26 protein-coding genes and 2 pseudogenes are annotated in these 23,138 nt (G+C 72.5%); 18 read left to right on the top strand and 10 right to left on the bottom strand.

The window, feature by feature from the left end; all coding sequences use genetic code 11:
* Positions 1 to 109 precede the first annotated feature (109 nt).
* Positions 110 to 766 carry an ABC transporter substrate-binding protein gene (locus AB1673_14180; protein ID MEW6155113.1) on the bottom strand — a complete coding sequence of 219 codons (657 nt, stop codon included), beginning with the start codon at positions 764 to 766 and terminating at the stop codon, positions 110 to 112.
* Between the two features lie 162 nt (positions 767 to 928).
* Here AB1673_14180 and AB1673_14185 point away from each other — a divergent pair, with 162 nt between their 5' ends.
* Entirely contained in the window at positions 929 to 1,927 is a 999-nt protein-coding gene (locus tag AB1673_14185; GenBank protein ID MEW6155114.1) for an ABC transporter ATP-binding protein, read from the top strand.
* A 4-nt stretch (positions 1,928 to 1,931) separates the two neighbouring features.
* Here AB1673_14185 and AB1673_14190 read toward each other — a convergent pair whose 3' ends face one another.
* Positions 1,932 to 2,159 carry a hypothetical protein gene (locus AB1673_14190; GenBank protein MEW6155115.1) on the bottom strand — a complete coding sequence of 76 codons (228 nt, stop codon included), beginning with the start codon at positions 2,157 to 2,159 and terminating at the stop codon, positions 1,932 to 1,934.
* Between the two features lie 88 nt (positions 2,160 to 2,247).
* On the opposite strand from AB1673_14190, the gene AB1673_14195 reads away from it, so the two are divergent.
* A complete protein-coding gene (locus AB1673_14195; GenBank protein MEW6155116.1) occupies positions 2,248 to 2,610 on the top strand; it encodes a hypothetical protein in 363 nt (120 codons plus the stop codon).
* Between the two features lie 22 nt (positions 2,611 to 2,632).
* Here AB1673_14195 and AB1673_14200 read toward each other — a convergent pair whose 3' ends face one another.
* Entirely contained in the window at positions 2,633 to 2,800 is a 168-nt protein-coding gene (locus AB1673_14200) for a hypothetical protein (protein MEW6155117.1), read from the bottom strand.
* Positions 2,801 to 2,855: 55 nt separating this feature from the next.
* Here AB1673_14200 and AB1673_14205 point away from each other — a divergent pair, with 55 nt between their 5' ends.
* Positions 2,856 to 3,497 (top strand): hypothetical protein, encoded by a 642-nt coding sequence (locus AB1673_14205; protein MEW6155118.1) that lies wholly within the window; start codon positions 2,856 to 2,858, stop codon positions 3,495 to 3,497.
* A 9-nt stretch (positions 3,498 to 3,506) separates the two neighbouring features.
* Here the strand turns inward: AB1673_14205 and AB1673_14210 are convergent, their stop codons facing one another.
* Positions 3,507 to 4,460, bottom strand: a complete 954-nt coding sequence (locus AB1673_14210) for a sigma-70 family RNA polymerase sigma factor (GenBank protein MEW6155119.1) — start codon at positions 4,458 to 4,460, stop codon at positions 3,507 to 3,509.
* 116 nt (positions 4,461 to 4,576) lie between these two features.
* Here AB1673_14210 and AB1673_14215 point away from each other — a divergent pair, with 116 nt between their 5' ends.
* The 15 genes and pseudogenes from AB1673_14215 (at position 4,577) to gcvPB (ending at position 17,310) form a co-directional block, all read left to right on the top strand.
* Positions 4,577 to 4,960, top strand: a complete 384-nt coding sequence (locus AB1673_14215) for a DUF2795 domain-containing protein (protein ID MEW6155120.1) — start codon at positions 4,577 to 4,579, stop codon at positions 4,958 to 4,960.
* Positions 4,961 to 4,969: 9 nt separating this feature from the next.
* Complete coding sequence (locus AB1673_14220) at positions 4,970 to 5,581, top strand: CDP-alcohol phosphatidyltransferase family protein (GenBank protein ID MEW6155121.1); 612 nt, start codon at positions 4,970 to 4,972, stop codon at positions 5,579 to 5,581.
* Between the two features lie 34 nt (positions 5,582 to 5,615).
* Positions 5,616 to 8,102, top strand: a complete 2,487-nt coding sequence (locus tag AB1673_14225; GenBank protein MEW6155122.1) for a sugar phosphate nucleotidyltransferase — start codon at positions 5,616 to 5,618, stop codon at positions 8,100 to 8,102.
* 35 nt (positions 8,103 to 8,137) lie between these two features.
* Complete coding sequence (gene gcvH / locus AB1673_14230; GenBank protein ID MEW6155123.1) at positions 8,138 to 8,518, top strand: glycine cleavage system protein GcvH; 381 nt, start codon at positions 8,138 to 8,140, stop codon at positions 8,516 to 8,518.
* Positions 8,519 to 8,576: 58 nt separating this feature from the next.
* Positions 8,577 to 9,098 carry an FHA domain-containing protein gene (locus tag AB1673_14235; GenBank protein ID MEW6155124.1) on the top strand — a complete coding sequence of 174 codons (522 nt, stop codon included), beginning with the start codon at positions 8,577 to 8,579 and terminating at the stop codon, positions 9,096 to 9,098.
* A 28-nt stretch (positions 9,099 to 9,126) separates the two neighbouring features.
* Positions 9,127 to 9,357: pseudogene (locus AB1673_14240) on the top strand (MerR family transcriptional regulator).
* 6 nt (positions 9,358 to 9,363) lie between these two features.
* Positions 9,364 to 10,080 (top strand): MerR family transcriptional regulator, encoded by a 717-nt coding sequence (locus tag AB1673_14245; GenBank protein MEW6155125.1) that lies wholly within the window; start codon positions 9,364 to 9,366, stop codon positions 10,078 to 10,080.
* Positions 10,081 to 10,145: 65 nt separating this feature from the next.
* Positions 10,146 to 10,673, top strand: a pseudogene (hpt, locus tag AB1673_14250) (hypoxanthine phosphoribosyltransferase).
* Between the two features lie 9 nt (positions 10,674 to 10,682).
* Entirely contained in the window at positions 10,683 to 11,168 is a 486-nt protein-coding gene (locus AB1673_14255) for a bifunctional nuclease family protein (GenBank protein MEW6155126.1), read from the top strand.
* Positions 11,169 to 11,287: 119 nt separating this feature from the next.
* A complete protein-coding gene (locus AB1673_14260; GenBank protein ID MEW6155127.1) occupies positions 11,288 to 11,809 on the top strand; it encodes a MerR family transcriptional regulator in 522 nt (173 codons plus the stop codon).
* 255 nt (positions 11,810 to 12,064) lie between these two features.
* The gene (locus tag AB1673_14265; protein MEW6155128.1) at positions 12,065 to 12,490 is read left to right on the top strand and encodes a hypothetical protein; all 426 of its coding nucleotides are present in this window, start codon (positions 12,065 to 12,067) and stop codon (positions 12,488 to 12,490) included.
* On the top strand, positions 12,487 to 13,305 hold the full coding sequence (locus tag AB1673_14270) for an inositol monophosphatase family protein (protein MEW6155129.1): 819 nt from the start codon (positions 12,487 to 12,489) through the stop codon (positions 13,303 to 13,305). Before AB1673_14265 ends, AB1673_14270 begins: the two co-directional genes overlap by 4 nt.
* Positions 13,305 to 14,390 carry a glycine cleavage system aminomethyltransferase GcvT gene (gene gcvT, locus AB1673_14275; protein ID MEW6155130.1) on the top strand — a complete coding sequence of 362 codons (1,086 nt, stop codon included), beginning with the start codon at positions 13,305 to 13,307 and terminating at the stop codon, positions 14,388 to 14,390. Before AB1673_14270 ends, gcvT begins: the two co-directional genes overlap by 1 nt.
* Positions 14,391 to 14,461: 71 nt before the next feature.
* Positions 14,462 to 15,805 (top strand): aminomethyl-transferring glycine dehydrogenase subunit GcvPA, encoded by a 1,344-nt coding sequence (gene gcvPA, locus AB1673_14280; protein MEW6155131.1) that lies wholly within the window; start codon positions 14,462 to 14,464, stop codon positions 15,803 to 15,805.
* Positions 15,806 to 15,840: 35 nt separating this feature from the next.
* A complete protein-coding gene (gcvPB, locus tag AB1673_14285) occupies positions 15,841 to 17,310 on the top strand; it encodes an aminomethyl-transferring glycine dehydrogenase subunit GcvPB (GenBank protein ID MEW6155132.1) in 1,470 nt (489 codons plus the stop codon).
* A 36-nt stretch (positions 17,311 to 17,346) separates the two neighbouring features.
* Here gcvPB and AB1673_14290 read toward each other — a convergent pair whose 3' ends face one another.
* From AB1673_14290 to AB1673_14315, 6 genes are all read right to left on the bottom strand, one after another.
* Positions 17,347 to 18,648, bottom strand: a complete 1,302-nt coding sequence (locus tag AB1673_14290; GenBank protein ID MEW6155133.1) for a sialidase family protein — start codon at positions 18,646 to 18,648, stop codon at positions 17,347 to 17,349.
* Positions 18,649 to 18,754: 106 nt separating this feature from the next.
* A complete protein-coding gene (locus AB1673_14295; protein MEW6155134.1) occupies positions 18,755 to 19,537 on the bottom strand; it encodes an ABC transporter permease in 783 nt (260 codons plus the stop codon).
* A complete protein-coding gene (locus AB1673_14300; protein MEW6155135.1) occupies positions 19,534 to 20,442 on the bottom strand; it encodes an ABC transporter ATP-binding protein in 909 nt (302 codons plus the stop codon). The genes AB1673_14295 and AB1673_14300 overlap by 4 nt, the downstream gene beginning before the upstream one ends.
* A 124-nt stretch (positions 20,443 to 20,566) precedes the next feature.
* Entirely contained in the window at positions 20,567 to 21,391 is an 825-nt protein-coding gene (locus AB1673_14305; GenBank protein MEW6155136.1) for a hypothetical protein, read from the bottom strand.
* Positions 21,392 to 21,425: 34 nt separating this feature from the next.
* Positions 21,426 to 22,694, bottom strand: coding sequence for an ABC transporter substrate-binding protein (locus AB1673_14310; GenBank protein ID MEW6155137.1), 1,269 nt, complete (start codon positions 22,692 to 22,694; stop codon positions 21,426 to 21,428).
* An 8-nt stretch (positions 22,695 to 22,702) separates the two neighbouring features.
* A partial coding sequence (locus AB1673_14315) for a CPBP family intramembrane glutamic endopeptidase (GenBank protein MEW6155138.1) occupies positions 22,703 to 23,138 on the bottom strand: 436 nt, incomplete at its 5' end.

The raw sequence follows: 23,138 nt of genomic DNA on the forward strand, positions 1-23,138 counted from the left end.
CTCGCCAGTCCAGCACCCACCAGGACCGCAGCACTCGACATCATCTATTATCGTCGCTCGGCGGCCTCAGATGATGGATGGGGCCCTCGCCACCAGGGCTTTCAGCGCACTATGTCAGGAGTCCTGGCTTCTCGACGTAGCTCACGTACTTGTAGGGCCCGGTCCCGGCGAAGGGGGGGGTGTCATTGTGGGTGTTGTTCTTCACGATGGCGCCCTCGGGGTGGGCGATCTGCTCGGGAAGGCGCAGGTTGGGGGCCAGGGGCCGGAAATCGACCGTGAAGTCGTCGACCTTGGTGACCGCCCCCGGGGTGGGCGTCGTCTGCCCGATGGGGTGGAGCGTGTTGGCCGCCGTAGCCAAGATGCGGCCCTCGGCCATGCGCGGCCCCCACGTCCACACCACGTCGTCAGCCGTGAAGGGCGTGCCGTCGTGGAACCGTACGTTCTGGCGCAGCTTGAACCGCCACGTCAGCCCGTCAGGCTGTATAGACCACTCGGTGGCCAGGCCGGGCCTGAGCTGGTAGTCCGACCCCAGGTAGACGAGAGGCTCGTAGACGTTCTGGTTGGTGACGTACATGAAGTGGGTCGCCTTGGCGTCGGTGCCGTTGACGGTCCACTGGTCTTCGTTGGCGCCTACCCGGATGGTGGCGTTGAGGTCAGGCTCTGTTGCCGCCGGTGTCGGTTGGCTGCTACCGCCTCCGTCGCTGCCGCCGCAGGCGGCGGCCAGCATGCCCAGCACGATGGCGAGCGCGAAAAACTTCCGGCGCACTATCTCTTACCCCCACTTGTTGAGCTTCGCCCCCGGGCTCCCGGGGCACGGCGCCAGAAGGGTAGTAGTCATTGACCGTCACCGCATAGTGTCTATGACCTCTATATGCGAAACACATCTACTGTGAACATGCACGGGTGGACGGCTTAGGCTGGTGGGACTTTGAGCACGACACCGGTACTGGAGGTCTCCGGCCTCAATGTCACGTTCCGGACCGAGGCCGGGACGGTCCATGCCGTGCGGGGCGTCGACCTGGCCGTCCCCGAGGGCACGGTCATGGGCGTCGTGGGGGAATCGGGGTGCGGCAAGACGGTCACCATGCTGGCGGCCATGGGCCTGCTGCCCCGCAACGCCACCGTCACGGGATCGGTCAAGTTCAGAGGCAAGGAACTGCTGGGGATGCCGGCCAAGGAGATGCGCAAGCTCCGCGGCTCGAAGATGGCCATGATCTTCCAGGACCCGGTCACCTCGCTGAACCCGGTGTTCACCATCGGGAGCCAGGTGGCCGAGGCCGTACGGGTGCACCACCCCGAGATGGGCAAGAAAGCTGCTCTGGCCCGGGCCGTCGAGCTCCTGGGCCGGGTGGGCATCCCCGAGCCAGACCGGCGGGCCGCCGACTACCCCCACCAGTTCTCGGGCGGGATGTGCCAGCGGGCCATGATCGCCATGGCCATGGCCAACGACCCCGACCTGCTCATCGCCGACGAGCCCACCACCGCTCTCGACGTGACCATCCAGGCCCAGATCCTCGACCTGCTGCGCGACCTCCAGCGCGACAAGGGGATCGGCATCATCCTCATCACCCACGACCTCGGGGTGGTGGCCGGCCTGGCCCAGGAGATGGCCGTGCTCTACGCCGGCCGGGTGGTGGAGCGGGGGGCCGTCGGGGAGGTGTACCGCCACCCCCGCCACCCCTACACACGGGGCCTGCTGGCCTCGCTGCCCAAGCTCACGGCCGGGCGCAAGGCGTCGCTCACGCCCATCGAAGGCGCTCCGCCGTCGCTGCTCAAGGCCCCGTCGGGCTGTGCTTTCCATCCCCGCTGCCCGTGCTCGGCCGACATGTGCCAGACCGAGGACCCCGTCCTCCGTCAGGTAGGCCCCGTGCGGTCCGCCTGCCACCTGGCCGAGGACCTCGACAAGGTGGCCGAGCCCGCCGGTTAGGGAGTCAGCGGTTGCGGCGTCGCCAGACGAGCCGGAGCATGCGGTCGGCGGCCGCGCCCAGCAGGGCGGTGACCAGCAGGACCCAGATGAGCGCCACCCGGCGCTCGGTGACGACGAAGCCCACCGTGACTCGGTGGCTGTTGTCGAGCACGAAAGCCACCAGGACGATGACCAGTGCCAGGGCGCCCGCAATCCCGACGATCTCCCGCCGGCCGCCACCCTCGTTGTTCACGTCACCCAGGCTACCGGCGGACCGGCGTGGCTTGAATGATGATGGTGGAGCACGGGTAGGCACGCGGACACGACTACGAGGAGGCGGGATGGACCACGCAGGTCAGCAGTGGGACGAGCACGACCACGAGGCTGTGGTGCACGACCACGGGCATTACCACGTCACGCACAACTACCGGGACATGACAGGCGGCTTCGAGCACCTCAGCTCCTACCACGAGCACGAGCACGACCATGCCGCCGTGCGTCACCGCCATTACCCCCACGAGGACTTCGACCGCGAGCACGAGGGCGAGGCCCACACCCACGACCACCGCGAACCGGTCGTGGCTGACGGTGCCCGACCGGCCAAGGCAGCAGCCACCCGCAAGCCCTCCGCCAAAGCGACGGCCCGCAAGAAGGCGGAGGCCCGGTCAGCCGGCGGCGACCGCGACGGGAACGGGGCCCCGTAGCCGCGTCAGGCGGGGTCGGGGCTCAGCGGCGGTCCTCGTCGGGGTTGACATCAGCCGGCAGCGCCTGCTCGACGGCGTCGGCCTCGGGCACCTCGGGCTCGAGGTCGGCCAGGCGGGCGAGCTCGACCTCGTCCTCCTCTTCGATGGGGAGCGACTGCTCGAGACGGTCGGCGTCGGACGCATCGGTCATGGCCGCAGGTTACGTCACGGTTCCTCAGGCCGGTCCGCCGGGTACGACATCGGCCATGAACGGCAACACCGACCCGTGGACCGTGGACGCCGCCGACCCCGCCCTCGGGCCCCGGGAGCGGGCCCGGTTGGCGGACCGGGCGCGCCCCGACCGGATGGCCTGGAACGCCTTCCGGGCCCTGGCCCTGTGGGAGCCCGATACGTGGGTGCCGGCGTTGCTCGAGGTGGCCTGCGGGCCCGGCAACCCACTGTCGGCTCTGGAGTGGTCGGCGGCCGCGGTCGACCCGTGGGGGGCTGAGTTGGCCGGGCCCGACGTGAGCGATGTCGTGCTCGACGGGCCCGAAGCGGTGGTCGTGGCCGCGGCCACGCTCAAGGCCGCCCCTCCGATCGAGCAGGTGACGGCCGCAGCGGTCGGAGCCTTGGACCGGTCGCTCAAGGGTGCCCGCCAGGCGGGGCTGGTCCTGGTCGTACCGCCGGGGGCGCAACGGTCCGAGGCCCTGGTGGGGGCGGCGACCGGGGTGGCTCTGCTCGACGGGCGCCCGGCATCGGACCTGCTGGCCGCCACCGGGGTGGTCACATGGACCGAACTGGGGAGGCTGGCCCTGGACCTGGCCGAAGGGGCCGGTCCCGCCCCCGCGGCCGTCGTCCACCAGCTCGTCACCGACCTCCAGGCGGCCTGGCCGGAGGCCGAGATCTGACCGGGCCGCTCAGCCGGCCAGCAGGTCGCGGGCCTCGGCGGCCGTCGAGCGGCTGCGCAGCTTGGCCAGTGCCCGCCGCTCGATCTGGCGGACCTGTTCCCGGCTGAGGCGGAACACCTGGCCGACCTCCTCGAGGGTACGCGGCCGCCCCCGGTCGAGCCCGTAGCGGAGCATCACCACCCGCCTCTCCCGCTCGTTGAGGGTGGCCAGCAGGTCGCGGACCTGGACGGGCAGCATGTCCTCGGACAAGCGGTCGAAGGGTGACGGCTGGGGGTCGGCCAGCATGTCGGCCAGCTCCGAGCCCTCCTCGTGACCACCGACCCGATCGAAGATGGAAGCCACCGCCGCGGGGACGCACAGCAGGTCGTCGACGGCGCCCGGGGTCACACCCAGTTCGTCGGCCAACTCCTCGCGGGTGGGCGCCCGGCCGGCCTCGGCCTCGATGGTGGCCTGGGCCTTCCGGGCACGGCTGAGGAGCGCACCGGTCCTCACGGGGAGGCGGATCGTGCGGCCGCAGTTGGCGATGGCCCGGGTGATGGCCTGGCGGACCCACCAGGTGGCGTAGGTGGAGAACCGGAAACCGCGCCCAGGGTCGAACCGCTCGACCGCGTGCATGAGGCCCAGGTTCCCCTCCTGGACGAGGTCGAGAAGCGACAGGCTCGATGCCCCGGAGTACTTCTTGGCCACCGACACCACGAGGCGGAGGTTGGCCTCCACGAACCGTCGGGCAGACCGTTGCCCCACGGCGGCCGCCTCCTCGAGCCGGCGCCGGGCGGCCCCGTCGAGGCCGTCGCCTACCTGCTCCAGCGCCCGGGCCGCCTGCAGTCCCCGCTGGACGGCTTGGCCCAGGTGCTTCTCCTCATCCCTGGTCAGCAGGGGTACGCGGCCGATCTCGTCGAGGTACACGCGCACGAGGTGTTCCTCCCCGCCGCCGGAGGGCAGGCCCGCCGCCTTGACAGCCATGTCGACCACCGGAGTACCGCCTTCCCTTCAGGCTTCCGCCTATTTTCAACGCCCGGCCCCGACCGGGGATTCCGGCGGCCGGTTGTCGCGAGGGCCATGGCGGGTAGCAACCGCACATGGAACGCGGCAGCGACAAGCACGGCCCCCGCCTCGACGAAGAGCTCAAGCACGTGACGCGGTCGATCGTCCGCGGCGCGCCCGTCGAGGCCCGCGCCGACGAGCGGCGGGAACAGGAGGGCCCCGCCGACGGGGACCCCACTCCCGACTCCCGTGTGCGGGGCCCCGACGCCGACCAGGAGGTTGAGCTCCGGGCCGACCTGGCCCGCTACCTGGCGCCCTCGGTCTTCCCGGCCAGGACGGGCGAGGTGGTCGAGAGCGCTCGCGAGAACCACGCCCCGCAGTGGGTGGTCCGATCGCTGGAGGCCCTCGCCGACGACCGCTTCGAGAACGTCCGCCAGGTGTGGGAGGCCGTCAGGGCTGCCGGGGCCGGGCCGCCGTAGACTCCCGGCGTGCCGGAGGAGGGGGGGGAGGGGGGCGACCAGGACGGCGCGAGCCGCGTCCTGACCGTCCCCAACCTGATCTCGCTGGTACGGCTGTGCCTGATCCCCGTCTTCGTGTGGCTGCTGCTCGGCCGGGAGAACCGGGTCGGGGCCGCTCTGCTCCTGGGGGGCCTGGGGGCGACCGACTGGGTGGACGGTTACATCGCCCGGCGCTTCAACCAGGTCTCGGACCTCGGCAAGGTGCTCGACCCGGTGGCCGACCGGCTGCTCCTGGGCACGGCCGTGGTCTGCCTGCTGGTCGACGGCTCGGTGCCCGCCCTGGTGGCGTGGCCCGTCCTGGTGCGCGAGGCGCTGGTCTCGGCCGCGGTCGTCGCCCTGGCCGCCATGGGGGCCCGGCGGATCGACGTCACCCGGGCCGGCAAGGTGGGCACGTTCGCCCTGATGGCCGCCTTCCCCTTCTTCCTGGCCGGCAACGACCCGGCGTTCGCGGCGGCCGACGCCGCCCGGGCGGTCGGCTGGGCGTGTGCCCTGGTGGGCCTGGGCTTCAGCTACTACGCGGCCGCCCGCTACGTGCCGTCGGCCCGAGCCGCCCTGGCCGAGGGCCGAGCCGCTCGGACGTGATGGGCCCTGGCCGGGGCGGGGTAGGGTCGAAGCGGTGAAAGCGGTGATCATGGCCGGGGGTGAGGGCACCCGGCTGCGGCCGCTCACGTCGAACCAGCCCAAGCCGCTCATGCCGTTGGCCAACCGGCCGATGATGGAGCACGTCGTCAACCTGCTCCGGCGCCATGGGTTCGACGAGGTGGTGGTCACCCTCGCCTTCCTACCCCAGGCCATCCGCACCTACTTCGGCGACGGTTCGGAGTTCGGCGTGCGCATGGTCTACGCCACAGAGGAGAGCCCGCTGGGCACCGCCGGGTCGGTCCGCAACGCCATGGCCCAGCTGGGCGAGACGTTCATGGTCATATCGGGCGACGTCCTGACCGACATCGACCTGAGCGAGGTGGTCGACGTCCATCGCCGGAGGGGGGCCATGGCCACGCTGGCCCTCAAATCGATGGAGAACCCCCTCGACTTCGGGATCGTCATCGCCCGCGAGGACGGCACCATCGAGCGGTTCCTGGAGAAGCCCACGTGGGGCCAGGTGTTCAGCGACACGGTGAACACCGGCATCTACGTGCTCGAGCCGGAGATCTTCGAGCACATCCCCGAGGGGCGGGCCGTGGACTTCAGCGAGCACGTGTTCCCGGAGCTCTTGGCGGGCGGCAAGCCGGTGATCGGCCATGTGGCCGAGGGCTACTGGGAGGACGTGGGGACCCTGGAGGCTTACCTGCGGGCCCACCGGGACGTCCTGCGAGGCAAGGTCGAGGTCGAGATACCGGGGTTCCGGGTGTCCGAGGGGGTGTGGCTGGGGGAGGGGGCCGAGGTCGACCCGGCCGCCCGGGTAGAGGGCCCCGTCATCATCGGAGACTTCTGCCGGGTGGAGGCCGGTGCCCGCCTAGGCAACTACACGGTCCTGGGTGCCAACGTGATGGTCCGCCAGGATGCCGATCTGGAGCGTTCGGTCGTCCACGACAACGCCTACCTGAGCGCCGCCGTCCGCCTCCGGGGCACGGTCGTGGGCCGCAACTGCGACATGCGGGCCTACGCCCGCTGCGAAGAAGGGGTGGTGCTGGGCGACGACTGCTTCGTGGGCGACCACGCGGTGGTCAACCCCGGCGTGAAGATCTACCCGTTCAAGACGGTCGAGTCGGGGGCGATCATCAACTCCTCGATCGTCTGGGAGTCGCGCGGCTCGCGCAGCCTGTTCGGCCGCCTCGGCGTCAGTGGGCTGGCCAACGTCGACGTCACGCCCGAGCTGGCCTGCCGGGTGGCCATGGCCTTCGGCACGACGATGGGCAAGGGCGTGACGGTGACGACCTCGCGTGACTCCAGCCGGGCGGCCCGCGCCCTCAAGCGGGCGGTCCACGCCGGGCTCAACGCCGCCGGGGTCAACGTGGACGACCTGGAGATGGCCCCCGTCCCCGTCACCCGGTTCCAGATGCGCTCGGAGCGGGCCCGCGGCGGGATCACGGTGCGCCTCGTGCCCGGGGACCCCCAGTCGGTCGCCATCCGCTTCTTCGACGCCGACGGGACGGACCTCGACGAGGCGGCCCAGCGCAAGGTGGAGCGGTCCTACTACCGAGGGGACTTCAGGCGGGCGTTCGCGGCCGAGATCGGCGACATCGGGTTCGCGCCCCGGGCCATGGAGTACTACACGGCTGCCCTGGTGCGAGGCATCGACGTGGACGCCGTGCGGGCCGCCTCCTACCGGATCGTGCTCGACTACGCCTACGGCTCGACTTCGGTGCTCATGCCCAGCGTGCTGGCCAAGCTGGGGGCCGACGTGCTGTCGGTCAACCCTTACGCCTCGACGGCGGGGGCGGCCGCCTTCGACCCGGCCTCCCACGCGGCCCGGGTGGCCCAGCTCGTGAGGGCCTCGAACGCCAGCCTGGGGGCGGTGATCGACCCCGATGGCGAGCATGTCGTGTTCGTCGACGACGAGGGCCACGTCCTCACCCACGAGCAGGCTCTCACGGCCATGGTCACGCTGGTGGCCAGCGTCCACGAGGGGGCCCGCATCGCCGTACCCGTGACCGCCAGCCGGGCCGTGGAGCGGGCGGCCGCGGCCCACGGGGCCGAGATCGTGTGGACGAAGCTGTCGGCTGCCCACCTGATGGACACGGCCGCGACGGGCGGGGTGACGTTCGCGGCCAGCACCGACGGGGGCTACATCTTCCCCGACTTCCTGCCCGCCTACGACGCTACGGCCGCCTTGGCCCGCATCCTGGAGCTGATGGCCAGGGCCGGTACCCGGCTCTCGCGGGTGGTCGCGGGCCAGCCCCGGGCCCACCTCACCCACGAGACGGTGGTCACCCCCTGGGAGGAGAAGGGCGTGGTCATGCGCCTGCTGGTGGAGCAGTTCAAGGACCGTGACCTGGTCCTGGTGGACGGCGTCAAGGTGGTGGACGCCGAAGGCTGGGCTCTCGTGCTCCCCGACCCCGACGAGCCCCTGACCCATGTGTGGGCCGAGGGCACGAGCGACGCCGACGCCCGCCGCCGGGCCCAGGAGCTGACCCGTCACGTACGCCAGATGCTCCGCTGACACCCTCGGCGACGGGCGGGCTAGCGTCGCAGCCGATGAACGTTCCCGAAGACAGGCGCTACAGCCAGGACCACGAGTGGGCCCTCCCGGAGGGGGGCCGGGTCAGGGTGGGGATCACCGACTACGCCCAGGATGCCCTCGGTGACGTCGTGTTCGTGAACCTCCCCGAGGTCGGGGCCAAGGTGGCCGCTGGTGAGCAGCTCGGCGAGGTGGAGTCGACCAAGTCGGTGTCCGACCTCTACGCCCCGGTGACCGGCACGGTCACCGAGGTCAACCTCGAGCTCAACGACTCGCCCAACCGCCTCAACGACGACCCTTACGGCGAGGGCTGGATCTGCGTGATCGAACCGGACGATCCCCGTGCCCTCGAAGCCCTCCTCGACTCTGCCGCCTACCAGGCGCTCACCGCCGACTGAGGCCTTTCCCCGGCCGTCCCCCACAAACCTGGACTAGAGGTAGAGACTTCGGGCGCTGGTGGCACTACCGTGGGCGGCCGTGTACTGCAACCAGTGCGGCCACCGGAACCCGGCCGGCGCCACGTTCTGCTCCTCGTGCGGGGCCGTCCTCGAGCCACCCGACGACGAGACCACAGTCACGTTCGCTCCGGCCGAGGGGGTCGGCGACGTAGCCGACGAGGAGCTCACGGTCACGCTGGGCGAGCTGTCGGCCACGATGGCCATGGTCATCGTCAAGCGGGGCCCCAATGCCGGCTCCAAGTTCGTCCTCGACGCCGACGTGACCAGGGCGGGCCGCCACCCCAACTCCGACATCTTCCTCGACGACATCACCGTGTCGCGGCGCCACGCCGAGATCGTCCGCGTCGAGGGCGGCTTCATGGTCAAAGACGTCGGGTCTCTAAACGGCACCTACCTGAACCGCGAGCGCATCGAGGAGGCCCGGCTCGGCTCGGGCGACGAGCTCCAGATCGGCAAGTTCAAGCTCGTGTTCTTCTCCGGGGCCGACCCGGGACCACTCGACCAGGAGGAACAGGGTTGACCCCGCCCCCCATCCCGGGCCCTGCGGCATGAGCGTCGACGACCGGGCGTACCTGTCGATCGGCGAGGTCCTCTCCCTGCTCAAAGAGGAGTTCCCCGAGGTCACGATCTCCAAGATCAGGTTCCTGGAGAGCCAGGGCCTGCTCGACCCCGAGCGCACCCCGTCGGGCTACCGCAAGTTCTACGACAACGACGTGGAGCGCCTGCGGTGGATCCTGCGCCAGCAGCGGGAGAACTTCCTGCCTCTGAAGGTCATCAAGGGCCGCCTGCGGGCGGGGACACCCGTCCCGCCCGAGGAGCCCGAGGCCAACGATGCCCACGTCTCCGGCGGTCCGCCGGCCCTCCGGCCGGGGCAGGAGGTGGCGGCCAACGGCGGCCCGGTCGGGTTGCCCAGCCCGGCCCCGGTGGCCGGCCCCCCGCCCGCCGAAACCCCGGCCGCCGCCCCGGCCCAAACCCCCCCTGGCCCCCCGCCCGCCGCCCCGCCAGCTCAGGCCCCGCCGGCTCAGGCCCCGCCGGCCGCGCCCGCGGCCCGGGCCCCGTCACCGGCCCCCGTAGCCGGGCCCGAGGTCGAGGGGCTGCCGTTGACGGTGGCCCGGACGGGGTCGAGCATGACGCTGGGCGAGCTGTCGGGGGCCACCGGCCTGGCCGAGGACGAGCTGGCCGAGCTCGAGCGCTACGGCTTGCTGGCTCCCAGGCGGGTCGGGTCAAACCGCTACTACGACGAAGAGGCCCTGCTGGTGGCCAACCTGGCCGCCGGGTTCATGCGCTACGGGGTCGAGGCCCGCCACCTGCGCATGTACAAGGTGGCCGGGGAGCGGGAGGCGGGCTTCTTCGAGCAGGTCGTGATGCCGATGCTCAAGCAGCGCAACCCCCAGGCCCGCCGCCAGGCCACCGAGACGCTCAACGAGCTGTCCCGGCTGGGCCACAGCCTGCGGGCCGCCATGCTGCGCCAGGCCCTGCGCCAGTACCTGGAGGGCCCGTAGCCGACGACCCTCGCCCGCGGCCGGCCAGTGGCGGCGGGAGGGGGGTACGCACGCTCGTCCCCGCGGGTGAGCTGGCGGCCGGCGTGCAACGGCTGGCCCAGGAGATGTCGGCCGCCTACCCGGGCGGGGTGGTCATGGTGGCCGTGCTCAAGGGCAGCGTCCTGTTCCTGTCCGACCTGGTGCGGCGGATGACGGTCCCCACCGTCATCGACTTCCTGGCCATCTCGGCCTACGCCCCCGACACGGGGCGGGCGCGGATCGTCAAGGACCTCGACATCGACGTGCTCGGCCTCGACGTCGTCCTCGTCGAGGACATCGTCGACACCGGCCTCACCCTCACCTACCTGCTGGGCCAGCTCCGGGGCCACCAGCCGCGGTCCGTCGAGGCGTGCGTGCTGCTCGACAAGGCCGTCCGCCGGATCGTCCCCACCCCCGTTCGCTTCCGGGGTTTCGAGGTAGGCGACGAGTTCGTGCTGGGTTACGGGCTCGACTTCGCGGGCCGTTACCGCAACCTCGACAGGGTCGTGGCGGGCGAGCTGAAGGTGCTCCGGGCCGACCCCGATGCGTACGTCGAAGAGCTCTACGCGAGGTAGGGTCGGGCTGTGGTCGAGATGCATCTGGTAGGCGTCCGGGTGGAGATGCCCACCAACAACCCGATCGTCCTGCTGCGCGAGGCCGACGGCGATCACCGGGTGCTCCCCATCTTCATCGGCCCCGTCGAGGCCACCGCTATCGCGTTCGCGCTCCAAGGGGTGTCGACACCTCGGCCGATGACCCACGACCTGATGCGTGACCTGCTGGGTGCGCTGGGGGTGGCCGTCGAGCGGGTGGTCATCACCGAGCTACGCGACCGCACGTTCTACGCGGAGATCGAGATGAGCAACGGCGGCAAGGGCTACAAGGTGTCGAGCCGGCCGTCGGACGCCATCGCCCTGGCCGTCCGCCTGGGCACGCCCATCTTCGCCGACGAGGGCGTCCTCGAGGAGGCGGCCGTGCCCGTGGCCGAGGACGAGGAGGAGCACGAGGACGAGGTCGAGCGCTTCCGCGAGTTCCTCGAAGGTGTCAACCCCGAGGATTTCGCTTCCTGAGGACGTGGCGCCCCCGGCGGTGGGCGGCGAGGTTCGTTGACCGGGAGGCGGCTACGGCCTAGCCTGTGACACGGGCGTAACTACGCGGCTGTCAGCCGCTTCGCAGATGGAGGCCAAAGGTGGCCCAGAAGTCACACGACAGGGACGAGGCCGGGGCCGGGGGTTACCGGGGCCCTCAGGTCTGCAAGATCGTCGGCATCACCTACCGCCAGCTCGACTACTGGGCGCGCACCGACCTCATCCGGCCGTCGATCGCCGATGCCCGGGGCAGCGGGTCCCAGCGCCGCTACTCGTACCGCGACCTGGTCGAGCTGAAGGTCATCAAGAGCCTGCTCGACGCGGGCGTCTCGCTGCAGTCCGCCCGAGTGGCCATCGAGTACCTGCGCTCCAACCTCGACGGTGACCTGTCGGCGGCCCGGCTGGTGCTCAACGGCCCGGCTTCGGTGCTGGTCCGCAGCGACGGCGAGCTGGTCGACCTCATGCGCAGAGGCCAGGGCGTGTTCAGCGTGGTTGCCCTCGGCGGCGTGACCGAGCAGCTCGACGCGGCCATCACCGAGCTGCGGCCGGCCACCGTGGTCGAGGCGGCGACCAACGGGGCGGCCGAGCACCCGGCCCAAGCCCAGGCCTTACGGGGGGGATGAGCCCTGCCGCCCGCGCCGACGCCGGAAGCCCGCGGCGGGGAGCCCTACGGCCCGGGTCCCTTCGTCCCTGCGGGCACCCCCGGCCCGGGGGGCCGCAGGCCCCGCCTGCTGGCTCCCGCGCCTGACCGTAAGCCCACGGCCAGCCCGGGACCGCTCCCGCACGAGTCGGTCCGCTTCGCCCACAACTCCGAGCGCCAGTTCGCCAAGCTGCTCGACTTCTACGGCATCGCCTGGGAGTACGAGCCCCGCACCTTCGTGTTGGCCTGGGACAAGGAGGGCCAGCCCCAGCAGGCGTTCAGCCCGGACTTCTACCTGCCGGCCTACGACCTGTTCATCGAGATCACCACTCTCAACCAGAAGCTGGTGACCAAGAAGAACCGCAAGGCCCGCCGGCTGCGCGAGCTCTACCCCGACGTGCGGATCAAGGTCTTCTACCAGCGCGACTACCTCAACCTGCTGGTCAAGTTCGGGCTGGAGGAGCCGTCCCAAGCGGCGGCCGGGGAGGGTTCGGTCGAGCCCCTGCCCCTGCGCTTCGACATCGACACTGACGACGGCCGTCCGACGGCCGACGGCCCGGCCGAGCGTCCCGGCCCGGGCGAGAGCGGGCCTGGCCCCCGTTCTGCCCCCGACCGCCCCATCGACCGGTCGGTTACCCACCGGGGCCGGAGGAAACCGGCCTGAGCACCCCAGATCTCGAGCTGGCGCTGGCGCTGGCCGACGTCGCAGACGCCATCACGGTGCCCCGGTTCCGGGCCACCGACCTGGTCGTCTCCACCAAGCCCGACCTGACGCCCGTCTCCGACGCGGACCGCGCCGCCGAGGTCGCGCTGCGCGACCTGCTGGCCCGCGCCCGGCCGGCCGACGCCGTGCTGGGCGAGGAGATGGGCCACACGCCCGGCCAGGGCCAGGCCGAGGTCGGGGGCCCGCGTCGAAGGTGGGTCCTCGACCCGATCGACGGCACCAAGAACTTCGTGCGGGGCATCCCCGTGTGGGGCGCGCTCATCGCCCTGGAGTGCGACGGCGTCCCCGAGGTGGGCGTCGTGTCGGCCCCCGCCCTGGGGCGCCGGTGGTGGGCGGCCCGGGGCCACGGGGCGTGGGCCGACGGGCACCGGCTGGCCGTCTCGGCCGTGGCCGACCTGGCCGACGCCCAGCTCAGCTACGACAGCTTCATCGGCTTCGAGGTCCACGGCCTAGGCCAGGCGGCCGTCGAGCTGGAGCGCCGCTGCTGGCGCAGCCGGGGCTTCGGGGACTTCTGGTCCCACGTCCTGGTGGCCGAGGGCGCGGTCGACGTCGCCCTGGAGCCCGAGGTCGCCCACTGGGACATCTCGCCGTTGCAGGTGATCGTGGAGGAGGCCGGGGGCCGATTCAGCGACCTCGGGGGCCGGCGCCGGCCCGACGGCGGGAGCGTGCTTTCGACCAACGGTCTGCTCCACGACGACGTCTTGGCGGTGCTCGAGGCCGCCCGTTCGGGCGGGGCGGGCCCGGAGAAGGGCTGATGGCCGGGCTGCGGCACTCGCCCCTCGATGTCGCCCACCGTGACCTGGGCGCCAAGATGGTGGGCTTCGGGGGGTGGGAGATGCCGCTCTCCTACCCGTCGGGGACCCTGGTGGAGCACCGGACGTGCCGGTCGGGGGCGGTGGCCTTCGACGTGAGCCACCTGGGGACGGTCCGGGTGTCGGGCCCGGACGCCTTCGAGCGTCTCCAGCGCACCCTGACCAACGACCTGGCCAAGATCGGGCCGGGGCGGGCGCAGTACACCCACCTGCTCGACCCGGCGGACGCTTCGGTGGTCGACGACATCATCGTGTGGTGGGTCGACGAGGACGAGCTGCACGTCATGCCCAACGCGTCCAACACCGACCAGGTCCTGGAGGCCGTGGGCGGCGAGGACATCACGGCCGCCCGGGCGGTGATCGCCGTCCAGGGCCCCGAGGCCCGGGCCTGGCTGGGTGGGGTGGTCCCGGCCGCTCGGACCGTCCCCCGCTTCGGGGTCGAGAAGTTCCGCTGGAAGGGGAGCACCTGCCTGGTGGCGGGCACCGGCTACACCGGCGAGGACGGGGTGGAGGTAGCCGTCCCGGCGGCCGCCGCCCTGTCGTTGTGGGAGGCCGTGCTCGACGCCGGGGTGCTGCCCGCGGGCCTCGGGGCCCGGGACACGCTGCGCCTGGAGGCCGGCCTGCCCCTGCACGGCCACGAGCTGGGGCCGGGCATAACTCCCCTGCAGGCCGGCCTCGGCTGGGTCGTGGCGTGGCACAAGGGTGACTTCCGGGGGCGCGCCCCGCTGGAGGCCGAACGCCGCCGAGGGGTCGACCGTGAGCTGCGGGGCCTGACCGTCGACGGCCGCCAGCCCCCGCGGTCCGGCTACCCGGTGATGGCCGGCACCGACGAGACCATCGGGGTCGTGACCAGCGGCAACTTCTCGCCCACCCTGGGCCACGGGATCGCCCTGGCCCTGCTCTCGCCCCACTCGCGCGAAGGCCACCAGGTGACCATCGACGCCCGGGGCCAGTCCCTGCCGGCTACGATCGCCCCCCTGCCCTTCGTGGGCCGCTCCCGGCCCCGTCCCCGCCCGGCGGGCGGCTGACCGGGGGCCTGCCGGCCGGAGGGCGGCGGCGTTGGCGGGCGGGGCCCCGGCGCCGCCTAAGGTGACGGCGCGTGGGCCACTACGTACCTCACACCGACACCGAAGTGGCCCGCATGCTGGCCTTCATGGGGCTGGCCTCGGTCGAGGAGCTGTTCGCCACCGTGCCCGGCGCCCTGCGCCTGGCCGGCGGGCTCGACCTCCCCGACGGCCTGTCCGAACCCGACGTGGGCGACCGCATGGAGGCCCTGGCGGCCGCCAACCGCCCCGTGGGCCGGGGAAGCAGCCTGGTCTGCTTCGCGGGCGGGGGGGCCTACGACCACGAGGTGCCGGCCGTGGTACGGCGGGTGGCCTTCCGTTCCGAGTTCGTCACGGCCTACACCCCCTACCAGCCCGAGGTCGCCCAGGGGGTGCTCCAGGCCCTGTTCGAGTACCAGACGGTGGTCTGCCGGCTCACGGGGATGGATGTGGCCAACGCCTCGCTCTACGACGGCGCCAGCGCGTGCGTGGAGGCCGTCAACCTGGCGGTGGCCGCCACCGGGCGCAACCGGGTGTGGGTGTCCCGGGGTGTCCACCCCAACTGGCGGGAGGTCATGGCGACGTTCGCGGCGGGCACCGGCCACGAGCTGGTGACCGTGCCTCTGGCCGGGGGCGTCACCGCCTGGCCGCAGGACGAGGGCGGGGGCCAGGGGGTGGGCGCCGTCGTCGTCCAGTACCCCAACTACCTCGGCTGCATCGAGGACCTGGCGGCCGCGGCCGAGGCCGCCCGGCGGGTGGGGGCCTTGCTGGTGGTGGCCGTCGACCCGGTGGCGGCCGCCCTCCTGCGCCCGCCGTCGGACTACGGGGCCGACGTGGTGGTGGGGGAGGGCCAGCCCTTCGGCACGCCCCTGTCGTTCGGCGGGCCCTACCTCGGGCTGTTCGCGTGCCGCCGTGAGCACGTCCGCCGCCTGCCCGGCCGCCTCGTGGGCGAGACCGTCGACGCCGAGGGCCGGCGGGCCTACGTGACGACCCTGCGTACTCGCGAGCAGGACATCCGCCGCGAGAAGGCGTCGTCGAACGTGTGCACCAACCAGACCCTGATCGCGGTGGCGTGTGTCGTGCAGCTGGCCTGGCTGGGTACGGCCGGGCTACGGGAGTTGGCCCTGCGCTGCGCCCGGGCCACCCGCTATACCCGAGAGGCGCTCCTGGCCATCGACGGGGTGGAGGCCCCGTCCGACGCCCCGGTGGTGAGGGAGTTCGCGGTCCGCACCCGGCTGCGGCCCGAGGTCCTCATCGAGCGCATGGCTGAAGAGGGCTTCCTGGCCGGGGTGGCCCTGCCCGGGGAACTGGGCCACGACCTTCTGGTGGCGGCCACCGAGCGGCGCACCCGGGCCGAGATCGACGCCTACGTGGCCGCCTTCGAGAAGGTCGTCAGATGACCGCCCCCGGAGGCCGGGCCGGGTCCGCACCGCTCATGGGTCGCGAGGCGGAGCCGACGATCTTCGAGCTGTCCGTGCCCGGGCGCTCGGCGGCCAGCTTCCGTGAGAGCGGGCTGCCGGCGTGGGCGCCCGAGGAGCTGGTGCCCGCCGCCCACCTGCGAGCCGAGCCCGCGCCAGTGGCCGAGGTGTCCGAGCGCGACGTCGTGGCCCACTTCACCCGGCTGAGCCACCGCCAGTTCTCGGTCGACCTGGGGGCCTACCCGCTGGGTTCGTGCACCATGAAGTACAACCCCAAGCTGTGCGACGACGCCGCCTCCTTGCCGGGCCTCACCGACGTCCACCCCTCGGCCCCGGCCCCGCTCGTCCAGGGGTGGCTGGGCCTGCTGGCCGAGCTCGAGGCGGCGCTGTGTGCCGTGACCGGCATGCACTCGGCCACCTTGCAGCCGCCGGCGGGGGCCGCCGGGGAGCTGACCGGGCTGTTGCTGATGAGGGCCTGGCACGCCGACCACCCCGGCCCCCGGCCCCGGCGCCGGGTCCTGATCCCCGACTCGGCCCACGGCACCAACCCGGCGTCGGTCACCCTTGGGGGCTACGAGGTCACCCAGGTCCCCTCCGACGAGCGGGGCCTGGTCGACCTGGCCGCCCTGCGGGAACGCCTGGACGACGACGTGGCCGGGATAATGCTCACCAATCCCAACACGCTGGGCCTGTTCGAGCAGGACATCGTGGAGATGGCGGCCGCCGTCCACGAGGTCGGGGGGCTGCTCTACTACGACGGGGCCAACTTCAACGCCATCTTGGGCGTGACCCTGCCCGGGGCCATGGGGTTCGACATCGTCCACCTGAACCTGCACAAGACCTTCGCCGTGCCCCACGGCGGCGGGGGCCCGGGAGCCGGGCCGGTGGCCGTCACCGAGCGCCTGGCGCCCTACCTGCCGGGGCCCCGGCCGGTGCGGGTGGGCGGCGGCCAAGCCTACGAGTGGGCCACCCCCGAGCGCTCGATCGGCCGCGTCCACTCGTGGCACGGCAATGCCCTGGCCCTGGCCCGGGCCTGGTCCTACATCCTGGCCAACGGGGGTGACGGCCTGCGCCGGGTGGCCGAGGGCGCCGTTCTCAACGCCAACTGGCTGCGCCACCGACTGCGGGGCACCTACGACATCCCCTTCGACCGCCCGTGCATGCACGAACTGGTGGTCTCGGCCGCGTCCCTGCGTAGGCGCAACGGCTTGCGCGCCCTCGACGTGGCCAAGCGCCTCCTGGAGGAGGGCTTTCACGCCCCCACCGTCTACTTCCCCCTGATCGTGGAGGAGGCCCTAATGATCGAGCCCACCGAGACCGAGAGCCCCCAGACCCTCGAGGCCCTGGCCGACGCCTTGGTGGCCATCGCGGCCGAGACGGGTGACGCGGCCCGCGCTGCGCCCCGTTCCACCCCCGTGGGCCGGGTCGACGAGGCCCGGGCCGCCCGCCGCCTCATCCCCACCTGGGACGCCCGGGACGGGGCCTGACGGTCCCGTCCCGGGGGGTCGGGCCCGGCGGTGGGGTCAGGCCCGGCGGCGGTTGGCGGCCAGGGCCAGCAGGATGGTGAGGGCCATGCCCATGGCGGCGGCCGCCCCGACCAGCACCCAGGTGGGCACCCCGCCGTCGTCGGCCGCGCCCTCGACCGCCGGGAAGCGCACGGTGGCGAAGTAGATGTCCTCGGCCTGGAAGGTCGGGTTGCCGTTGCGGGTGTCCTGCCAGGCGATGTAGGCGACGTTCTCCGACGAGGCCACGGCCACGTTGGTGTGGCTGTGGACGTTGTTCGACCACACGCCGATCTCGCGGTTGATGATCCGGTCTGTCACCCGGATGTTGCGCGAGTAGGTACGCCCGCCGTCGGCCGAGTAGGCGTAGTAGACGTCGTTGGCCCCTCCACCGTTGCCCCCCGGCATATCGGTCTCGGGGGTGGGGCTGTTGCGGAAGTCGTACCAGGCCACGTCGAGGCGGCCGTTGGGGGCGACCGAGATGCCCGAGTCGTAGTGCTGGGTGTTCCGGCGGTCGACGTCGTCGTTGACGATCTTCGACGGCAGCCACGTCTCGCCCCCGTCGGGCGACGAACGCACGAAGATGTGGCGGTCGTCGAACTCGGCGGTGGACGGTTCGCCCGGGGGCGGGCGCCGGGGCGCGGGGACGTTGGCGCCGTACCAGGTGACGTGGATCGTCCCGGTCTCGATGTCGGCCGCGATGGCCTGCTTGCGCATGAAGGCGAACCCGGGGGTGCCGGGGTCGAGCTCGACCCGGGGCGACCACGTCCGCCCGCCGTCGGAGGAGCGCTGGTACCACAGGGTGCGGCCCCGGGCCTCGCTGGCGGGCACGCCGAACTGGTCGTTGGCGTAGGTGACGTGGACCACCCCGTTGGCGTCCACCACCGGCTTGGGCTGGCTGCCGCCCACCTCGGTGCTGAGCACGACCGGAGGGCCGAACGTGCGGCCCCCGTCGTGGGAGGCCTGGATCATGGCCTTGCGCTCCACGCCCGTCGGGGGGCTGCCGGCGCCGCCCTTCTGCCAGCCCACGTAGACGTGGCGGTTGTCGGTCGGGTCGACGGCCACCATGGCCCGCCGGCTGTTGCCGATCCCGGGGTCGCCGGCCTGGCCCTCGTAGACCAGGGTCGTGCGCCAGGTACGCCCGGAGTCGTCGGAGCGGCCCAGGTAGATGTTGCGGGGCCGCTGGGCGCGGGCCAGGGTCAGAGTCGACGCCGGGTCGTCGGCCATGAACGCGGCCCACAGCGTGCCCGTGGGGTCGAACTGCAAGGTGATGTAGTGGCCGTTGGTGGCCTGCTGGGTGCAGTCCGTGAAGGGCGCGACCATGGGGTCGCCGCCCGGCGCCCAGCTGCGGCCGCACTGTCCCACCCCCGATAAGCCGCCGCGCCTGCCGTAGACCTAATGGGGCGAGTGGCCGCCCGTCAAGCGGGTGTCAGGCACGGGGCGTCCAGCGGAAGCTGCGGACGGCCACCAAGGCGCCGACCACGCCCCAGGCGGCGACCACGGCCAGGTGGCCGGCGGCGATGCCCGCACCCTCGGTGAGGGGGTCGAAGGCGTAGAGGAAGGACTGGAACAGGTGGCGTACCGGGAAGATCGAGCCCACGAACTTCATGGCCTCGGGCAGGCTGCTGTCGGGGATGAAGATCCCCGAGAAGAAGTAGAGGGGCAGGATGATGGCGTTGGTTATGGCCGGGGCGGCGTTCTCGCTGGGGATGATGGTGGTGAGGGCGAACCCCAGGGCGCAGCACGCCGTCGTGCCCACGAGCAGGGTCAGCAACAGCCCGGGGAGCGTGTGGGTGGGGAGGCTGACCCCGTAGACGAGCCAGCCCAGCAGGGTGACGGCCGCCACCAGCAGCACGCACACGACCGTGGCCGTCAGGACCCGCCCGCCGAGGTAGACCCACGGGGGCAGCGGCGTGGACCGCACCCGTTTGAGCTGCCCCTTCTCCCGCAGGATGGTGAACGTGATGGCCAGGTTGAGCACGGTGGCCGAGACGACCGACAGGGTCACGATGCCGGGCACGAAGTAGGTCGAGGCCTTGATCTCGTGGCCCCGGACGACCACCGTGTCGTTGCCGAAGATCGAGACGAACAGGAACAGGAACAGGAGCGGGAGGGCGACGGTGAAGAAGACCGTGGCCGGTTCCCGCCAGAACTGCTTCTGGTCGTAGCGGTACTGGTGGAGCAGCAGGGTGCCCGAGCGGCGTTCGCTCACGGGCCCTCCACCGCCGTCAGCTCGAGGTAGACGTCCTCCAGGGACGGGCGGGCGGCCTCGATGTCGGCCAGTACGGTCCCCGTCTCGATCGACCAGGCCGTGAGCTGGTGGAGGTCGGTTACCGGGGCCGACGACGTGAACACCAGTCGGCTGCCCTCGGGCCGTACCCGGGCGGCCAATGGGGCCGGCAGCCGGTCGGGGCCGGCGCCCTCGGGGAGCGAGAAGCTGATCGTCGTCGTGCGCCCGCCCACCAGCTCGTCGGGCCGGCCCTCGGCCACGATCCTACCGTCGCGCAGGATGGCCACCCGGTCGGCCAGGGCCTGAGCCTCCTCCAGGTAGTGGGTGGTCAGGAACACCGTCTTGCCCAGGTCGCGCAGCCCGCTGATCAGCTTCCACGCCCCGCGCCGGGCGGCCGGGTCGAAGCCGGTCGTGGGTTCGTCGAGGAACAGCAGCTCGGGGTCGCCGATCAGGGCGAGGGCCACGTCGCACCGGCGCTGCTGGCCCCCCGACAGCTTCGAGGTCCGGGTACCGGCGGCGTCGCTCAGGCCCACCAGCTCGATGGTCTCGTCCACCGGCCGGGGAGCGGCGTAGTAGCCGGCGTACATGGCCAGCACCTCGCGCACGGTCAGCAGTGACGGGAGGCGCAGCTCTTGGAGGACGACCCCCACCCGCTGGCGCCAGTGCCTGTCGGCCTCCACCGGGTCGATGCCCAGGACCGACACGTCCCCGCTGTCGCGGGACCGGTAGCCCTCCAGGACCTCGACGGTCGTCGTCTTGCCGGCCCCGTTGGGCCCCAGGAAGGCGAAGATCTCGCCCTGGTCGACGGTCAGGTCGATACCCCGCACGGCCTCGCGTCCCCCGTAGGACTTGCGCAGTCCCCGAACGACGATCACCGGCGCGGTCATAGGAACGGGCATTGTAGGGGTGCGCCCGTCCAGCCCCGCGATGGCCTGTTCCCCGGTGACCGGCTGTGTTTGTGCAAGAAGCAACCCCTCCGGTCGCTTCTTGCTCGATGTCGTGCACCGCGGCTCATCGGCGGCCGCCCTTGCCCTTCTTCTTCCCCCTGCTGGGCCCAGGTCGCCGGGAGGCCGCCTTCGTACGTGCTGCCGCCTCGGCCTGGCGGAGCTGGCCCGCCCGCCGCCGGCGGCGCAGGACGGCCGCGGCTGCGGTCCCCACCGCGGCCAGCGCCGCGGCCAGCGCCGTCCACGCCCAGGGCCCGGGCCCGCCCTTCGGTCCGGCCACGGGCGTCGGGTGCGGGGCCACCACGATGTAGAAGCCGGGGCCCAGGAAGGGGCCGGTGTAGCCGTGGGTGTTGCCGAAGGGGCGGGCTTGGGCCTGCCCCCACGCCGAACCGTCGGGCGAGTACAGGAGCTGGGTGGCCTGGACCGCCCCCGTCAGGGCCACGGCCGGGCCCGGGGCGATGGCCGTGACCGTTTCGCCCGAAGGCTGGTAGTCGAGGGTGACGCGGTAGACGTTGCTGGCCGGGCGTAGCCCATCGGGCAGGGGAGCGAGGGTGGCCGGGTCGAGGGGCAGCAGGCGGAGGCGGACGGTGGTGTCGTCCCCGTTGGGGGGAATGGCCCCCGTGGGCAGGGTGACGATGACTTGGGCGTCGCTGGTGCTGGCGTTGGTGGCCTCGTTCCCCTCGGCCGTCAGGGGCACGTTGCGCTCGGCCTGCTCGGGGCGCTCGTTGGTGGAGACCAGCTCGGGCGGGGGGTTGACCCAGCGGTAGGGGGCGGGCGGCGCGAACCCGTCGAACAGGGGTCGACCGCCACCGGGCAGGCGCCCGGTGAGGACGGCGGCCAGCACGTAGAGGGCCACCGAGGCGGCACCCGCGGCCCGCAGGCCGCGGCTCACCGGGGGCCCGTTGCCGGCCCGCAGCCTGGGCCGGTCACGTGAGGATGGGGATGGCCTGGAGGGGCCGGGTGGCGAAGGCCGGCGGCCACACCACCGCCTGGGTCTTGGCGTCCACCCACTGCCAGATCACGCTCACGGCCCCTCGGTTCTCGCCCGCGTCGGGCTCCCCGGGGCCGGCCATGTCGAGGCCGGCCCCGTTGGGCAGGGCGCCCTGGGGGAGCTTCACCGTTCGGGCCGCGTCCGCCACCGCCGCGGGCGAAAGGCCGCCGGACGCAGGCAGCACGTGGCCGACCAGGGCCCAGGCGTTGGCGAAGCCGGCGAGTGCGGCCGGGCTCATCTCCTCCCCGTGGCGCTCCTGGTAGCGGGCTCGTGCCCACGCCAGCTCGGCCTGGGCCTCGGGGGTGAGGGCGTCGGTGCGCACGACGGCGCCGTCGGGCTTGTCGGAGGCGAACAGGCCCACGGCCGCCGGCCCCAGGGCATGGGCGAAGGACGGCATGCAGTAGCTGGAGCTGGTCCCGATGCTGGCCTTGAGGGCCACGCTCTGGGTGATCGTCTCTCGCCGCAGCTCGATGCCGTCGTCGAGGTAGGCCGAGACGAAGAGGACGTCGGGCTTCGCGGCCGCGACGTCGCGGATGACGGCGGCCGCGTCGAGCCCGGCGATGCGGTAAGGGAAGGTCCCAACCAGTTGCTGGCCACTGGCCTCGATCTCGTCCACCGCCCCCAGGCCTACGGCCCGCCCGTAGGCATCGTCCACGTAGGCCACGGCATAACGCAGCGGTTGGCCGGGCTCCAGCAGGGGCTGGAGCTGGTCGCGCACGAAAGCGACTGCGGCCTTGCCTAGGCCGGCGCCCATGGGGGCCGTGCGGAAGAACGACTCGCCCCCGCCGGCGTCCCCCGACACCTGGCCGACGGCCCCCGTCTCCCACAGCAGCATTCCGTTGCGCTGGGCGGAGACGGCCGCGGGCGCCGAGATCGTGCTCCCGTAGGTGCCGAGCACGACATCGACGCCTCGTCGCTTGAGGTCCTCCATGGCCGCCGGGGCGGCCTCGCCGGCGTCGACGTCGATCACGTCGAGGCGCAACTGGCGGCCTCGCACGCCGCCCCGCTCGTTGGCCAGCTCGACAGCCAGGCGGGCGCCGTTGGCCTCCTCGACCCCCCCGGGCCCCTGGCGGCCCGAGATCGGGTAGATGGCGCCCAGCGTGATGGCGTCGCCGTTACCTGCGCCTGCCGAGCACCCGGCGGCGGTCAGGGCGAGGACCACGGCAGCGGTCACGGTGGTGGTCCGGCGGGACTTGGAGAACATGGGCGACCTCACACGAGAGCCAGGGAGTTGGCAAAGACATGGGTGGCGGCCGGGACCGACCAGCGGCCCGAGGCGGCCCGCTGCCACGACAGGAGCAGCCCGGCGGCCAGGTCGAGGGGCAGGACCCACAGGCCCCACACCCAGGCATGCACAGCCGCGAACGCGACGGCCGAGCCGACGATGGCCACCGTCTGGCCCCGGGGCAGCAGCGCCCCGTAGAGCATCCGGCGGAAGAACGCCTCCTCGGCCACGGCCGCCAAGGCGTTGAGGACCAGGAGGCGAAACAGCAGCGGGTGGGCGGCCACCGGGCCCCCGGTGGCGAAGCGCCCCACGGTGAAGGCGACCGCCCCCACGGCCAAGGCGACAGCCGCCCGCCGCCCGGGGACGGCCGTGGGGTCGCGCTGGCGCCCGGTCAGCGGCCACAGGGCACCGACCAGCCCGAGG

Source organism: Actinomycetota bacterium (genome assembly GCA_040754375.1).
In the GTDB taxonomy this organism is placed as follows: Bacteria; Actinomycetota; Acidimicrobiia; order Acidimicrobiales; family AC-14; genus JBFMCT01.

Coding starts and splice junctions, on each gene's coding strand:
- AB1673_14195 (MEW6155116.1), top strand. CDS start 2,248: ATGGACCACGCAGGTCAGCAGTGGGACGAGCACGACCACGAGGCTGTG.
- AB1673_14200 (MEW6155117.1), bottom strand. CDS start 2,800: ATGACCGATGCGTCCGACGCCGACCGTCTCGAGCAGTCGCTCCCCATC.
- AB1673_14205 (MEW6155118.1), top strand. CDS start 2,856: ATGAACGGCAACACCGACCCGTGGACCGTGGACGCCGCCGACCCCGCC.
- AB1673_14210 (MEW6155119.1), bottom strand. CDS start 4,460: ATGGCTGTCAAGGCGGCGGGCCTGCCCTCCGGCGGCGGGGAGGAACAC.
- AB1673_14215 (MEW6155120.1), top strand. CDS start 4,577: ATGGAACGCGGCAGCGACAAGCACGGCCCCCGCCTCGACGAAGAGCTC.
- gcvH (MEW6155123.1), top strand. CDS start 8,138: ATGAACGTTCCCGAAGACAGGCGCTACAGCCAGGACCACGAGTGGGCC.
- gcvT (MEW6155130.1), top strand. CDS start 13,305: ATGGCCGGGCTGCGGCACTCGCCCCTCGATGTCGCCCACCGTGACCTG.
- gcvPB (MEW6155132.1), top strand. CDS start 15,841: ATGGGTCGCGAGGCGGAGCCGACGATCTTCGAGCTGTCCGTGCCCGGG.
- AB1673_14290 (MEW6155133.1), bottom strand. CDS start 18,648: ATGGTCGCGCCCTTCACGGACTGCACCCAGCAGGCCACCAACGGCCAC.
- AB1673_14300 (MEW6155135.1), bottom strand. CDS start 20,442: ATGACCGCGCCGGTGATCGTCGTTCGGGGACTGCGCAAGTCCTACGGG.
- AB1673_14310 (MEW6155137.1), bottom strand. CDS start 22,694: ATGTTCTCCAAGTCCCGCCGGACCACCACCGTGACCGCTGCCGTGGTC.